Source organism: Cellulomonas sp. URHD0024, from assembly GCF_000426185.1.
Lineage (GTDB): Bacteria > Actinomycetota > Actinomycetes > Actinomycetales > Cellulomonadaceae > Cellulomonas.
On sequence record NZ_AUEW01000001.1, the window covers coordinates 215766 to 230167 of the forward strand.

General features: G+C 70.5%; 11 protein-coding genes and 1 tRNA gene. 7 read left to right on the plus strand and 5 right to left on the minus strand.

The annotated features are described in order from the left end of the window. Positions 1-228 precede the first annotated feature (228 nt). The gene (locus tag I847_RS0100965) at positions 229-813 is read right to left on the minus strand and encodes a hypothetical protein (protein WP_028048185.1); all 585 of its coding nucleotides are present in this window, start codon (positions 811-813) and stop codon (positions 229-231) included. Between the two features lie 11 nt (positions 814-824). Beyond that, on the minus strand, positions 825-1973 hold the full coding sequence (locus I847_RS0100970; RefSeq protein ID WP_028048186.1) for a zinc-dependent alcohol dehydrogenase: 1149 nt from the start codon (positions 1971-1973) through the stop codon (positions 825-827). 189 nt (positions 1974-2162) lie between these two features. On the opposite strand from I847_RS0100970, the gene I847_RS0100975 reads away from it, so the two are divergent. The 3 genes from I847_RS0100975 (at position 2163) to I847_RS26045 (ending at position 7787) form a co-directional block, all read left to right on the plus strand. Then, positions 2163-2780, plus strand: a complete 618-nt coding sequence (locus I847_RS0100975) for a hypothetical protein (protein ID WP_028048187.1) — start codon at positions 2163-2165, stop codon at positions 2778-2780. Positions 2781-3211: 431 nt separating this feature from the next. Beyond that, positions 3212-4927, plus strand: coding sequence for an alkaline phosphatase (gene phoA, locus I847_RS21275; RefSeq protein ID WP_081680315.1), 1716 nt, complete (start codon positions 3212-3214; stop codon positions 4925-4927). 175 nt (positions 4928-5102) lie between these two features. After that, positions 5103-7787: a lamin tail domain-containing protein gene (locus tag I847_RS26045; protein ID WP_231384026.1), complete on the plus strand. Its 2685-nt coding sequence runs from the start codon at positions 5103-5105 to the stop codon at positions 7785-7787. Positions 7788-8001: 214 nt separating this feature from the next. On the opposite strand, the gene I847_RS0100990 is transcribed toward I847_RS26045, so the two are convergent. Next, a tRNA-Leu gene (locus I847_RS0100990) sits at positions 8002-8075 on the minus strand. Positions 8076-8179: 104 nt separating this feature from the next. Between I847_RS0100990 and I847_RS0100995 the strand changes: the two genes are divergently transcribed. Then, on the plus strand, positions 8180-8854 hold the full coding sequence (locus tag I847_RS0100995) for an ANTAR domain-containing response regulator (RefSeq protein WP_028048188.1): 675 nt from the start codon (positions 8180-8182) through the stop codon (positions 8852-8854). A gap of 58 nt (positions 8855-8912) precedes the next feature. Here I847_RS0100995 and I847_RS0101000 read toward each other — a convergent pair whose 3' ends face one another. Beyond that, positions 8913-9677, minus strand: a complete 765-nt coding sequence (locus I847_RS0101000) for an endonuclease/exonuclease/phosphatase family protein (RefSeq protein WP_028048189.1) — start codon at positions 9675-9677, stop codon at positions 8913-8915. A gap of 59 nt (positions 9678-9736) precedes the next feature. Between I847_RS0101000 and I847_RS21285 the strand changes: the two genes are divergently transcribed. Both I847_RS21285 and I847_RS0101010 read left to right on the plus strand, forming a co-directional pair. Further along, on the plus strand, positions 9737-10342 hold the full coding sequence (locus tag I847_RS21285) for a hypothetical protein (protein WP_034608677.1): 606 nt from the start codon (positions 9737-9739) through the stop codon (positions 10340-10342). A 279-nt stretch (positions 10343-10621) separates the two neighbouring features. After that, on the plus strand, positions 10622-11311 hold the full coding sequence (locus tag I847_RS0101010) for a GNAT family N-acetyltransferase (protein WP_028048190.1): 690 nt from the start codon (positions 10622-10624) through the stop codon (positions 11309-11311). Here the strand turns inward: I847_RS0101010 and I847_RS0101015 are convergent. Then, positions 11227-11637 carry a PaaI family thioesterase gene (locus tag I847_RS0101015; RefSeq protein WP_028048191.1) on the minus strand — a complete coding sequence of 137 codons (411 nt, stop codon included), beginning with the start codon at positions 11635-11637 and terminating at the stop codon, positions 11227-11229. The two genes, I847_RS0101010 and I847_RS0101015, sit on opposite strands and share 85 nt — an antisense overlap. On the opposite strand from I847_RS0101015, the gene polA reads away from it, so the two are divergent. After that, the gene (gene polA / locus I847_RS0101020) at positions 11636-14395 is read left to right on the plus strand and encodes a DNA polymerase I (RefSeq protein WP_028048192.1); all 2760 of its coding nucleotides are present in this window, start codon (positions 11636-11638) and stop codon (positions 14393-14395) included. The two genes, I847_RS0101015 and polA, sit on opposite strands and share 2 nt — an antisense overlap. The last annotated feature ends 7 nt before the right edge of the window (positions 14396-14402 follow it).

Below are 14402 nucleotides of genomic sequence, written 5' to 3' on the forward strand. Positions count from 1 at the left end.
GGTCGGCAGCGACGCGACCTCGTGCTGCGTCGCTGCCGACCACCCCCGTCACGGCGACGGCCGACGCCGCGTCCGCTGCGCGCGTGATCGGGCCGGGGAGAGGCTGCTCACGTCATGGCGGAGCCTGCAGGGTCAGCTCCACCAGGCCGGTAGGTGGACCTGCAGCGAGCGTCGGGTACATCTCCGCGGTCCCGTCCACCGAACCACGGGGTCGTCCCGCCTCCGGGTTCACTGACGTACCCGAGCCCGGACGGCTCGCCCCACGAGTGTCGCGGCGGCAACGCCTCCGATGACGGCGACCACCCATGGGCCGCCGACGAGGACGGGGTCGAGTGGCTGGTGCACGCGATCGACGCGGTGGCCCTCCCTGCGAGAGCGCAGCCCGTGCCGACGGAACTCGCTGAGCACCCCGGTCTCGGTGATCGGGTTGTCGGGGCGCAGGGTGAGCAGCGAGGACGCGTGGTGCTCCATGGCGTCGATCCGGTCCGCGAGCACCAGCAGCAGCCAGTGGGCTGCGCGGGCCTCGCTGTACCGCTTGTACGCGTGAGCGCGCACGGCGCCGGACAGTCCTCGCAGGGGTTGGGCCGTGCCGAACACGGGCGTCAGGAACGCGTGCTCGATCGACCGCTCCCGGGGGATGAGTTCTTCCTGCGCGTCCGGGAAGTCCCAATGGGCACCGGTGTCCAGGTCGAACCTCTCGCGCGGCACGGCCGGGCGGTCGGCGGGGGCGAGGTCCGCGCCCCAGCCGGGGATGCGCGCCCGCAGCTGCTCGGTCGACTCCGCCAGGGGCGGCTTCTGCGATGTGTAGGTCATGGCGTCCCTCCTCAGGCCGCGTCCGGGACGACGAGCGTCTTGATGCAGCCGTCGAGCTTGGCGGAGAACATGTGGTATCCCTCGGCGATGTGCTCGAGCGGGATCCGATGGGTGACGATGTCGGACGGCTTGAGGTAGCCGTTGCGGATGTGTTCGAAGAGTCGCGGCCACTGCCGCTTCACCGGCGCCTGGTTCGTGCGGATCGTGAGCCCCTTGTTCATGGCGTCACCGAACTTCACGGCGCTGAACATCGGGCCGTAGGCGCCCATCACCGAAACCGTGCCGCCCTTGCGCACCGAGTCGATGGCCCAGTTGAGCGCGACCGGCGAGCCGCCCTGCAGCTTGAGCTTCGCGCTGGTGACGTGCTGCAGCAGGTTCCCGTCCGCCTCGGCGCCGACCGCGTCGATGACGACGTCGGCGCCGAGGTGGTCCGTCATCTTCTTGAGCAGGACGACCAGGTCGTCGTGCTCGGCGAAGTTGATCGTCTCGGCGTACGCGAAGGTCCTGGCCTTCTCCAGCCGGTAGTCGAGGTGGTCGACGACGATGACCCGCCCGGCTCCCATGAGCCACGCCGATCTCGCGGCGAACAGGCCGACGGGACCGGAACCCAGGACGACGACGACATCACCCTCGTGGATGTCGCCGAGCTGCGCCCCGAAGTACCCGGTGGAGAGCGCGTCGGTCAGAAGCACCGCGTCCTCGTCGTCCATCCACTCCGGGATGCGCTGAGGCCCGACGTCGGCGAACGGCACCCGTACGTATTCGGCCTGTCCGCCGTCGTAGCCGCCCGTCGAGTGCGAGTAGCCGTAGATGCCGCCCACGGCGGTCGCGTTGGGGTTGACGTTGTGGCAGTTGGAGTACAGGCCGCGTGCGCAGAAGAAGCACGACCCGCAGTACACGTTGAAGGGGACCATGACACGGTCGCCGACCGACAGGTTCTGCACGGACGGGCCGACCTTGTCGACGACGCCGATGAACTCGTGCCCGAACGTGTGCCCGACGCGGGTGTCGGGCATCATGCCGTGGTAGAGGTGCAGGTCGGAGCCGCAGATCGCGGCCAGGGTGACGCGGACGATCGCGTCGTTCGGGTGTTCGATGCGCGGGACGTCCTTGTCCTCGACGCGGACCTTGTACGGACCTCGATAGACCATCGCTCGCACGGGCTCACCACCTCGGGGAGGGCCAGGGGCGCCGCGCTGCTGAACGCTCAACAGAGCCTGCCACCGTGCAGCGCCGGGCGCCTCTCGGACTCCTTGCGGTCACGTCGACCTTCCCCGCCGCACCTCGTGGCCGGCAGTCGACACCCTTGGGCGTCCCGTCTCTACGACGCGTCACGTTAAGGTCGCCCGATGGCCCTGATCCACCGCGCGACCATTCGTCCGACCAAGGCGGAGCTGCTCGCCGACTGGGTTCCTGCTCGGCCGTGGGGGGAGCCGGATCTCGCGCTGGTCGGTGCGTACCGGTTCGACGACCCGGACGGCGAGGTGGGTCTTGAGACGCATGTCCTGTCGACCGCCGACGGGCACCTCCTTCAGGTTCCGCTGACGTATCGCGGCGCCCCGCTGGAGGGCGCTGAACAGTTCCTCGTCTGCACCATGGAGCACTCGGTGCTGGGCCGACGCTGGATCTATGACGCGACCGGGGACCCCGTCTACGCCGGCGTGCTCGCATCGGTCCTGCTGGCCGGTGTCGACCAAGCCGAAGAGTTCGTCGAGGGCGCCGACGCCCCACGGGAACCGACGGTGCGCGTGACGGCCAGCGGCTCCCGCTCGGGCGACATCCCGACGACCTTCGACCTGAGCGTCTCCTCGGACGGCTCGACGACCGTCATGGACCTGTCCGGGGCCCTACGCATCGTGGTCTGCCGTCGTCTCGTCCGGCGGGCGACTGCCGCCGATCATCGGAACACCCTGACGGGAACCTGGTCGGGCCTCGAGTCGCCGGTCTTGCTCGCCTACGTCGCCTGACGCGTTGGTCTGCCGGGGTTCTGCAAGAAGCGGCTCGACGACGGTCCTGAGGTGTGCCAGCCGGCATTGATCCGTTGGCCGCGCCTCTCCAACCGCGCGAACAGGGCGGGCGACCGGGTTCGACGCAGGACGTCGCGAGGCCATGACGAACACGGGTCTTCCTCGAGCCGTCGACCATGCGCCAGACGGCCGGGCGCAGCAGGGCTGCCCGGTGTGCACGAGACGCACCGCGCTCGCCACGTCGGGCTACGGCGGACAGAGTCCGTCTGCCGGCCAGGTCGCGGATCACGTCGGCACGCTCGCTGCTGAAAGACACGCCGTACCGACGGCATCCGGACTTTTCACCCGGTTCTCACCTGCTGGCCATCTCTGCCTTGTGCACTGGCAGTGCGGCGTATCGCCGTTCAGGGAGCAGACAAGGAGAGAGCTCGATGGGGAGAACACGAGCAGTTCGACCGTTTGGTGTCGCCGTCGTCGCGGGTGCGCTGGTGCTGGGCGCTGCGGGCGCGTGGGCTGCCGGGGGTGGCCTGACCGCGAACGGTGACGCGCGACGGTTGACCGGCGACCAGACGTCCGCCGTGAGGAGCGAGCTGCGCGGCGGACCGGCGAAGAACGTCATCCTGCTGATCGGCGACGGCATGGGCGACTCGGAGATCACCGTCGCCCGGAACTACGCGCTCGGCGCCGCGGGAAGGTTCGCGGGCATCGACGCCCTGCCCTTGACGGGCCAGTACACGACGTACGCGCTGGACAAGACGGACGGCAAGCCGGACTACGTGACCGACTCGGCAGCCTCGGGCTCCGGGTGGGCGACCGGAACCAAGACGTACAACGGCGCCATCTCCGTCGACATCGCCGGAGCCCCGCAGCGGACGCTGATCGAGATCGCCCGGGCCAACGGCCTGCGTACGGGCAACGTGTCCACGGCAGAGCTCCAGGACGCGACGCCCGCGGTCCAGATCGCTCACGTGACCAGCCGCAGCTGTTACGCGCCCTCACAGACGAGCGCCCAGTGCCCCACCAACGCCCTGCAGAACGGCGGGCTCGGCTCGATCACCGAGCAGCTCATCGGCAACCGCGCCGACGTCACCCTCGGCGGCGGCGCGACGTCCTTCAACGAGTCGGCAATCGCCGGACCGTGGGCGGGCAGGACCCTGCTCCAGCAGGCGAAGGACCGTGGCTACCAGGTGGTCACGGACGCCGGCGCGCTCGCGGGCGTCACCCGGGCCGACCAGTCCGCGCCCGTACTCGGCCTCTTCGCGCCGGGCAACATGGCGACGCGCTGGGTGGGTCCGCTGGCGACCCACACCGGTGGCACCGAGCCCGCGGTCACCTGCACGCCGAACCCTGCCTACGTCGCCACGTCGCCCACCCTCGCCGCGATGACGACCAAGGCGATCGACCTGCTCAAGGGTGGAAAGAAGGGCTTCTTCCTGCAGGTGGAGGGCGCGAGCATCGACAAGCAGGATCACGCCGCCAACCCCTGCGGTCAGATCGGCGAGACCGTGGACCTCGACGAGGCCGTGCAGGTCGCACTCAACTACGCGAAGCACGACGGCAACACCCTCGTCGTCGTCACCGCCGACCACGGTCACTCCAGCCAGATCGTCTACCCGAACACCCTGACCCCCGGCCTGACCCGGACGCTGCTCACCGCCGACGGCAAGCCGATGACCGTCGCCTACGGCACGGCTGACACCGGCGGGTCGCAGGATCACACGGGCACGCAGGTGCGGATCGCCGCGTACGGTCCGCGGGCCGGGAACGTCGTGGGGCTGACGGACCAGACCGACCTCTTCTTCACCATCCGGGACGCGCTTCGGCTCGACCCGGCAGCACCATCGCCCGCCGCGCCGGTCATCCAGAACGTCAACATCACGGACGGCGCCATCCTGCGAGGCCGTCAGACGGTCCGGGTCACACTCGACACCGAGCCGCGCTACACCTCCATCGAGCTCAACCAGGGCGGTACCTGGATCACCGACAACTCCCAGGCACCCGGCAGCAGCCAGCACGGCAAGCGACCCACGCTCGTGCTGGACACCCGTGACTACCCCAACGGGTCCTACCAGCTGAAGATCGACGCCGTAGGCATCGATGGTCAGACGACCGAGAAGCTCGTCCCCATCACCATCACCAACCGCTGAAGCGACGTCCGGCTGGGCGCCGTCGCCCGTCCGCGTCCGAGTCGGGCGCGGACGGGCGACTTCGCCCTCGGCAGTTGCGCCGGCGAGCGACGAACAAACTGGTGACGACCCGTGTTCGTCCCTCGTTGGCCGTGCGGTCGTCGTCCGTATACGGGCCGTCGTCACACTCTGCACCGTGAAACCTGGCATCTCGCGCGTCGTCGCGACCCTCGCTCTGCTGGCCCCCGTGAGCGCACTGGCCGTCGCGGTTCCCACCGCCGCACAGGCGGACGCACCGCCGAACGTCAGGGTCACCGAGTGGATGTACAGCCCGGTCCTGTCCTCGGGCGAGTACGTCGAGATCACGAACCTCGGCGCGGCCCCCGTGAGCCTCGCCGGCTGGTCGTTCGACGACGACAGCAAGGCGCCCGGGACCGTGCCCCTCGGTGCACTGGGCACGCTCGCGGTCGGTGAGTCCGCGATCCTCACCGAGTCCGCGGACTCGACCTTCCGCGCTGACTGGGGTCTCGGTGCAGGCGTGAAGATCCTCGGCGGGAACACCACGAACCTGGGCCGCGCAGACGAGATCAACATCTTCGACGGCCCGGACGCCGTCGCCGACCTCGCCGACCGACTGACCTACAACGACCAGGGGACAGGGGCCGTCAAGGGTCCGCGCACGGCGGGCGCCGCAGGCGTGCCGGCCAGCCAGGCCGCTCTGGGCGCCAACGACGCGTCACAGTGGCAGCTCTCGGCCGTCGGTGACGTCGAGGGTTCCCGCGCGTCGACGACCGGCGACATCGGATCGCCCGGCAGCAGCCGCTTCGCACCGGCGGCGCCGCCGGTCGCGAGCTGGACCCAGGTGCGGATCAACGAGGTCTCGTCGGACAACGGCGCCACGCCCGTCGGTGACGCGGTCGAGCTGTACAACAGCGGCGCGGCTGATGTCAGCATCGCCGGCTGGCTCCAGATCGACAGCGGTCTGGCCACCGCGGCGACCGCCCTCTCGGCGAAGCTGCCCGACGGCAGCCCGACGACGACCATCCCGGCGCGCGGCTTCGTCTACCTCGGGTCGACCAAGGGCCTGGGCAGCGGCGGTGACGGCGTGAAGGTCTACCTGCCGGACGGCCCGAACGGGACGGCCGGGACGCTCGTCGACTCCGTCACCTACACGGCCGGGCAGGCCGGCACCGACGAGACGAACCCCCTGGGCGCCGCCTCGTACGCGCGGTGCCCCGACGGCTCGGGCGTGTTCGTCTCCCTGACCACCAAGAGCTTCGGCGCGTCGAACGCGACGGCCTGCCAGACGCCGGTGACCGACCCGGGCCCCGGCCCCGGCGGCGGGACGACGCTGCTGTGCCAGCCCGAGGCTCCGGACCCGGCGGGTGCCCTGCCGGCGGGCGCGCTCGTCCCCGGCGCGTGGCCCGGTTCCGGCGACGTGACCATCGCGGACACGCAGTGCGCGTGGATCACGTCGACCGGTCCGGAAGGCCGTGACATCAGCGGCCTGGTCTTCGACCCCAGCAACGCCGATGTCCTCTACTCGGTGAAGAACAAGAGCTGGGTCTACCGCCTGGTGAAGCAGGGTGGCCTCTGGGTTCCCGACACCACCAACGGCTGGGCTGCCGGCAAGCAGATCTTCTTCCCCGGAAGCACGGACACGGCGACGAACCAGCCCGACTCCGAAGGACTGACCGTGGGCCCGGACGGAGCCCTGTACGTCACGACCGAGCGCAACAACGCGGCGAACACGATCCCGCTGAACTCGGTCCTGCGTATCGACCCGACGCAGTCGGGCACTCGGCTGGTCGCGACCGACCAGTGGAACCTGACCACCGAGTTCCCCGAGCTCCACGCGGGCAGCAAGACCGAGGCGAACCTGGGGTTCGAGGGCGTCACCTTCGTCCCGGACAGCTACTTGGTCGGCTACGGGTTCGTCGACGCCTCCACCGGCCTCACCTACAAGCCGAGCACCTACCCGCTGCACGGCACGGGCTTGTACTTCGCGGCGTTGGAGAACGACGGAAAGCTCTACGCCTACGCGCTCAACAGCGACCACACGTTCCACCGGGTCGCGGTCGTCGACACGGGCATGGGGCGCGTCATGGACGTGCAGTTCGACGCCGACGCCCAGCGCATCTGGGCAACGTGCGACAACACCTGCGGCGTCGTGTCGACGGTGCTCAAGGTCAGCGCGACCGGCACGATCGTTCCGGAGACGGCATTTGGCAAGCCGGCCAGCCTGCCTGTCGACAACATCGAAGGCTTCGCCCTGGCGCCGAGCTCGACCTGCGTGGGCGGGACCAAGGAGGTCGTCTGGTCAGACGACGGCCTGTGGGGCACAGGCGCGGGCACGCCCGGCGAGGGCCACGCGCTGTACAGCGGCCGCATCCGCTGTGACCTGGGACTCGGCGGGCAGGGCGTGCCTCCGGGACCGGCTGCGTGGATCTCCGGGAAGGCCTACACCACGGGTGACACGGTGACCTACGGCGCCCGGGTGTTCCGGGCGCAGTGGTGGACCTCGAGCGAATTGCCCGGCTCCACGGCGTACGGCTCCTGGGAGGAGCTCGCGACAGCCGCCGACGGCACCGCCCTCTGGACGCCTTCGCGCGTGTTCACCGTCGGCGACGTGGTCGTCTACAACGGCAAGAAGTACCGCGCGATGTGGTGGACCCGCAACCAGGCGCCGGGCGGCGCCGGCGGCCCGTGGTCCGAGGTGCCGGCGCCCGTGGCTGGCGGCACCAACCCCGCGTGGAGCGCCGACACGGTCTACGTCGGTGGTGAGAAGGTCGCCTACCTGGGGCACACGTACCAGGCGCAGTGGTGGACGGCAGGCGTCGCACCGGGCACGGCCGGCACTGCCTGGAAGCTTCTCGCCTGACGCGAACCCGTAGTAAAGATGCCAAAAGGATTCATACCGAGTACACCCGTCCTCAAGCACCGCCCTGCGGGCTCAGGCTCTCGCGCGCCCCGTGGGTGGCCAGGGAAACGTTCAGGCCGCCGGATCTGCCTAGGGGCCGTGGCGCTTGTCGTGGCGCCGATGTACCACGTAGGTACCACGAGGAACCGCAACGCTATGACCTGCGGAAATGCGGTGCCCCGAGTGGGATTCGAACCCACACTGGATCGGGTTTGAGCCGAACGCCTCTGCCGGTTGGGCTATCGGGGCCGTGCAGCAGGATACCGGCCGCGCACGACTGTGAGGACGCAGGTGCGCTGGCTCACAGGTCGAGGTACTGCGAACGCACGGGTTGCTCCCACTACTCTGTCCCCGTGAGCACCGACGCCAATCCCGATCCCACCCAGGCCGCCCTCGACCTCAGCTCGACCGACGCCGAGGCCGAGCGGACACCCGCACCGAAGCGCGCGGCGCGCCGGGCGGTGGTGGCCGAGGACGAGGCCCTGATCCGGATGGACGTCGTCGAGACGCTGCGGGACGCAGGCTTCGATGTCGTCGGCGAGGCCGGCGACGGTGAGCACGCGGTGCAGCTGGTGACGGAGCTCAAGCCCGATGTCGTCGTGATGGACGTCAAGATGCCGATCCTCGACGGGATCTCGGCGGCCGAGCGCATCGGCAAGGCGCACCTGGCGCCGGTGGTGCTCCTGACGGCGTTCTCGCAGAAGGAGCTCGTCGAGCGCGCCAACGAGGCCGGCGCCATGGCCTACGTCATCAAGCCGTTCAGCCCGGCGGACCTGCTGCCGGCCGTCGAGATCGCCATCTCGCGGTACGCGCAGATCGCGGCGCTCGAGTCGGAGGTCGCAGACCTGGCCGAGCGGTTCGAGACGCGCAAGCGGGTGGACCGCGCCAAGGGCCTGCTGATGACCAAGATGGGGCTCACGGAGCCGGAGTCGTTCCGATGGATCCAGAAGACCTCGATGGACCGCCGCCTGACCATGCGTGAGGTGGCCGACGCGGTCATCGAGCAGGTCGGTGGCGGCTCCGCCTGACGCGGGGTGAGCTCGACGGGGGCCGGCGCGGAGCGATCTGCGTCGGCCTTCGTCGCGTCTACGGGGTGTGCAGGTCGACGACGAGGGCGCGGTGGTCGGAGATGCCCGTGTCGATCGAGCGCGCGAGCCCCGAGGCCCGGACGTCCCCGTAGGCGAGCACGTGGTCGAGCTGTTTCGTCGGGCGAGCGACGGGGTAGGTCGGGACGGTCGCCAGGGATGTGAAGCCCGACGCGCGAGTGGCCTGCTCCGCGTCGAGGTTCAGGTCGCCCACCAGCACGAGCGGACGGGGGAGCTCGCGGGCGCGGCCGGCGAGGTAGGTGAGCTGTCGCAGGTTGTGACCGGGGATGAACGACAGGTGGGTCGCGACGACGGTGAGGTCGCCGTGCGGTGCCTGCACGGTCGCGACGAGGGCCGCGCGGGGCTCGTCGCGCACGAGGGTCGGCCAGCGGTTCCCGGGCCACCGGACGGGCGCCCGGCGGCGCCGCAGCGGTAGGTCGAGCACCTGCCAGCCCAGCACGGGCAGGCGGCTCAGCAGCGAGATCCCGTAGGCGGCGGACCGGGGCTGCTGGTCGCCGGTGGGAGCCGACCACAGGCCCGGCTCACCGTGCAGGACGGCCGCGAACCGGTGCTCGGGAGCGCCCATCGCGTCGGCCGCGACGTGCGTCAGGTCTGCGCCGTGCGAGCGAGGCTGGTCGCGGTCGACCTCTTGCAACGCGAGCACGTCGGCGTCGAGGCCGCGCACCGCCTGGGCGAAGCGGTCCAGGTCGACGTGGCCGTCGTCGAGCGACCGGCCGTGCAGGATGTTGAAGGTGGCGATGCGCACGACGCCGATTCAACCCGCCGACCTGCAGGCTCGCGCGTCGGGGTGTAGACCTGCGTGCCATGACGCCGAGGGACGACCGAGCCGCGCTTCAGGACGGCCTTCGCCTGGCGGCGGTCGCGCTCACGGACGCCGAGATCCCGTTCGCCCTCGTCGGCGGCTACGCGGCCTGGGCGCGCGGAGCGCCCGAGCCCAGCCACGACGCCGACTTCGCGGTCATGGAACGGGACGTCGACCGAGCGAAGGCGGCGATCGCGGCCAAGGGGCTGCAGGTGTCCGAGCCTGCCGAGAACTGGCTGTTCAAGGCGTACCACCAAGGACAGCTCGTGGACGTCCTGTTCCGCATGGTGGGGGAGCCCGTCACGGCCGAGCTGCTGGCACGCAGTGACGTCCTGGAGGTGCTGGCCGTGCGCATGCCGGTCCTGGGCGCCACCGACATCGTCTCCGCGAAGCTGCGCGTGCTCGGGGAGCACGCGTGCGACTTCGCCCGCCCGCTGGCCATCGTGCGCGGGCTTCGCGAGCAGGTCGACTGGGACCAGGTCCGCTCGGACGTGGCCGACCATCCGTACGCGCGCGCGTTCCTGTTCCTGGCCGACGAGCTGGGCATCACGGACGTCGGCCTGGTGCCCGGGTCTGAGGTCGAGCCCGGCCGTGCGGGCGGCGACTGAGGAGCGGCTCGGGGAGGCCGTGCGCCCGGTTGCCCGATCTGACGGGGCGGGGTTTCCTGAACGGGAGGCGTCCGAGCCCTGAACGACCGGTGCCCTCGCCATAGCACACCGGATCTGGTCACATGTCCAAGAAATGCACTCGTCCGAGGGACACGTCACGTCTCCTGGGACTAGGCACCGCTGTCCGCAGTGGTCCATGATCGACAACGACGCCATCGCGGGCAGGGATGTCGTCACCCCGACCGGATCCCCCTCGTCCCGTCCGGAGGTCTGACTGCCGTGCGAATCGGTGCGCAAGTACGTGGAGCCCAACCGGGCGACCTCGACAGCCTTGTCGCGCTCGTTCTGACCGCGCGCCAGGAGGCGGGCGTCGGATCGCAGCTCTGCACGGACGACAGTGCGCGCCTTCACGACCAGCTCGGCACCCTGCTCGGCATGCCGGGCGGTCGTGTCCTGCTCGCGCAGCTGGACGGCGAACCGGCCGGGCTGATGCTGGCGCGGATCGTCGGACCTGGTCCGTTCACCGACGTCGTCGCGATGGACATCGAAGCCGTCTACGTCCGGCCCGATGCCCGTCGACGGGGTCTGGGGCGCGCCATGCTGCTCGCCGCGGTGGCGATGGCGGAGGAGGCGGGTGCCACCGAGCTCTACTCGTCGCCGCTGCCGGGCGCTCGTGGGATGCAGCGGTTCCTCGCGAGGATCGGATTCGCACCTGCCGCATCGCACCGGGCCGTCTCGACCGCCGTGCTGCAGCGCCGGCTGGCGACGGATCACGTCCCGGGCACGGCCCGCCGGCTCGAGGACCTCATCGCCCGTCGCCGCCAGGTCCGCGGTGCACGGCAGGTCGCCGACGAAGCTCCTGCGCCCGCGGCGAAGGCCGCCGATCAGTCGCGCAGCTCGATCACCATGCAGGTCAACCGCGCGGTGCAGAGCAAGCGGCCGCCGTCGTCCTCGACCACGACCTGGTAGGTGGCCAGCCGGCCCCCGAGGTGGACCGCGGTGGCGGTCCCCGTCACGATGCCTGAGCGGGCCGACCGGTGGTGCGTCGCGTTGATCTCGATGCCGACCGCCGCGCGTCCAGGCCCTGCGTGCGCCTGTGCCGCGTAGGAGCCGAGCGTCTCGGCGAGGGCCGCCGAGGCGCCGCCGTGCAGGAGCCCGTACGGCTGCGTGTTGCCCTGGACGGGCATCGTGCCGACCGCACGGGTGGCCGACACCTCGGTCACCTCGATGCCCATGCGCTCGAGCAGTGTGCCCGCGATGGACGGGGTGGAGGCGAGGGCGTCGGTGTCGGTCATGCCAGATAGGTTGGCACCCGTGAGCGACGTATTGCCAGCGAACCCGCCGGTCAGCCCTGTCACCCCCGCCCGACTCCTTCTCATCGACGGTCACTCGATGGCGTACCGGGCGTTCTTCGCGCTCCCGGTGGACAAGTTCGCGACGTCGGCAGGTGAGCCGACCAATGCCGTCTTCGGATTCTTCTCCATGATCGCGAACCTGCTGCGGGACGAGGCGCCGACGCACGTGGCGGTGGCGTTCGACGCCGGCCGGACCACGTTCCGGACCGAGGTCTACGAGGAGTACAAGGGCAACCGCGACGCGACCCCGGCGCCGTTCCGCGGCCAGGTCGACGTGATCCAGCGCGTGCTCGACACCATGCACATCCCGTACCTGTCCAAGCCGCAGTTCGAGGCCGACGACATCCTCGCGACGTTGTCGGTCCAGGCACGCGCGCAGGGCATGCAGGTGCTCATCTGCTCGGGTGACCGGGACGCCTTCCAGCTCGTCAACGAGGACGTCACGGTCCTGTACCCGGTCAAGGGTGTCTCGGAGCTCGCGCGCATGACGCCCGCGGCGGTCGAGGCCAAGTACGGCGTGCCGCCCGAGCGGTACCCCGACCTTGCCGCCCTGGTGGGGGAGTCGAGCGACAACCTGCCCGGCATCCCCGGGGTGGGGCCCAAGACTGCGGCCAAGTGGATCGGACAGTACGACGGGCTGCCGGGGATCCTGGCGAACGCCGCCGAGGTGCCGGGCAAGGCAGGCGAGTCCTTGCGGGACAACCTCGAGCAGGTGGCACTGAACCGCCGGATCAACAAGCTGCTCACCGACGTCGAGCTGCCGTTGGGTCCCGAGGACCTCGCCGCCCGCCCGTGGGACCGGCACGCGCTGCACGCGATCCTCGAAGAGCTCGAGTTCCGCGCGATCCGGGACCGGCTGTTCGCGATGCTTCCCGACGAGGGCGAGAACTCGGCGACCGCTGTCGCGGCTGCCGACCTGAACCTCACCGTGCTCGGCGTCGGGGAGCTCGGCTCGTGGCTGTCCGCCCGGACCGGTCAGCCGCTCGGGCTCGACATCCGCGGTTCGGGTGCGCCGGCGCGCGGGGACGCCTGGGGTGTGGCCCTCGCGGACCTGGATGGGGACGCCGCCGCGTTCGACCTGCAGCAGATCGACCCCGTCGACGAGGTTGCGCTTGCGGCCTGGCTCGTCGACGCGTCTGCGCCGAAGGTCGTGCACGCGTCGAAGGACGCCTGGCACGCCTTGGCGGGCCGCGGGCTCCCGGTCGCCGGCATCGTGTTCGACACAGAGCTCGCCGCCTACCTGTGCCAGCCGGACCGGCGCGCGTACGACCTGGCGGACCTCGCGATCGGGTACCTGCGCCGCGAGCTCGGGGCCACCGACGCCAACGACGGCGGGCAGGGGCTCCTCGACCTCGAGATCGACGGCACCGACGAGGGTCGGCGGGCCGCAGTGCGCGCTGCGGCCGTTCGCGACCTGTACGACGTGCTGGGCGGCGAGATCGCCGACCGCGGCGCGACGAGGCTGCTCGCCGACCTCGAGCTGCCGCTCGTCGATGTGCTCGCGCGCATGGAGAGCACGGGGATCGCGATCGACCAGCCCTACCTGAGCAGCCTGGAGAAGTCGTTCGACGCGCAGGTGCAGGAAGCGGCCGCCGACGCGTACGCGGTGATCGGTCGCGAGGTGAACCTGGGCTCGCCCAAGCAGCTCCAGGAGGTCCTGTTCGACCAGCTCGGCATGCCGAAGACCAAGAAGAACAAGACGGGCTACACCACCGACGCCAACGCCCTGACGGACCTGTTCGCGCGCACCCAGCACCCGTTCCTCGAGCACCTGCTCGCCCACCGTGACGCGATCCGCCTGCGCCAGACCGTCGAGGGGCTGCTGCGGTCGATCGCGCCGGACGGGCGGATCCATACGACGTTCCAGCAGACGATCGCTGCGACCGGTCGGCTGTCGTCGGCGGACCCCAACCTCCAGAACATCCCGATCCGCACGGAGGCCGGCCGTCAGATCCGGCGCGCCTTCGTCGTCGGCTCCGGGTACGAGACGCTGCTGACCGCCGACTACTCGCAGATCGAGATGCGGATCATGGCGCACCTGTCGGGCGACGAAGGCCTGATCGAGGCGTTCCGGTCCGGCGAGGACCTGCACTGTTTCGTCGGCGCGCACGTGTTCGGCGTGCCCACCAGCGAGGTCACTCCCGCGATGCGTTCCAAGATCAAGGCGATGAGCTACGGCCTGGCGTACGGGCTGTCGGCGTACGGCTTGTCTCAGCAGCTCTCCATCGAGGTCTCCGAGGCCTCGTCGCTCATGCGCGACTACTTCGAGCGGTTCGGTGGCGTCCGCGACTACCTGGAGGGCGTGGTCAAGGTCGCGCGGACGACCGGCTACACGGCCACGATCCTGGGCCGCCGCCGCTACCTGCCGGACCTGACCAGCGACAACCGGCAGCGTCGCGACATGGCCGAGCGGATGGCCTTGAACGCACCGATCCAGGGCAGCGCTGCCGACCTGATCAAGGTGGCGATGCTCGGCGTGGACCGGGAGATCACCCGACGCGGACTGTCGTCGCGCATGGTGCTCCAGGTGCACGACGAGCTCGTGCTCGAGGTCGCCCCGGGGGAGCGTGACGAGGTAGAGGCGCTGGTCCGGGAGCAGATGGCTGCGGCCGGCGACGGAGCGACCGACGGACCGCTGGACGTGCCGCTCGATGTGACGGTGGGAGTCGGAGGCTCCTGGCACGAAGCCGGGCACTGAACCGCGC

What these genes read in the sequence shown, in the direction of transcription:
- I847_RS0100965 (WP_028048185.1), bottom strand. Translation starts at nt 813, where the DNA reads ATGACCTACACATCGCAGAAGCCGCCCCTGGCGGAGTCGACCGAGCAG.
- I847_RS0100975 (WP_028048187.1), top strand. Translation starts at nt 2,163, where the DNA reads ATGGCCCTGATCCACCGCGCGACCATTCGTCCGACCAAGGCGGAGCTG.
- phoA (WP_081680315.1), top strand. Translation starts at nt 3,212, where the DNA reads ATGGGGAGAACACGAGCAGTTCGACCGTTTGGTGTCGCCGTCGTCGCG.
- I847_RS21285 (WP_034608677.1), top strand. Translation starts at nt 9,737, where the DNA reads ATGACGCCGAGGGACGACCGAGCCGCGCTTCAGGACGGCCTTCGCCTG.
- polA (WP_028048192.1), top strand. Translation starts at nt 11,636, where the DNA reads ATGCCAGATAGGTTGGCACCCGTGAGCGACGTATTGCCAGCGAACCCG.
- I847_RS0101015 (WP_028048191.1), bottom strand. Translation starts at nt 11,637, where the DNA reads ATGACCGACACCGACGCCCTCGCCTCCACCCCGTCCATCGCGGGCACA.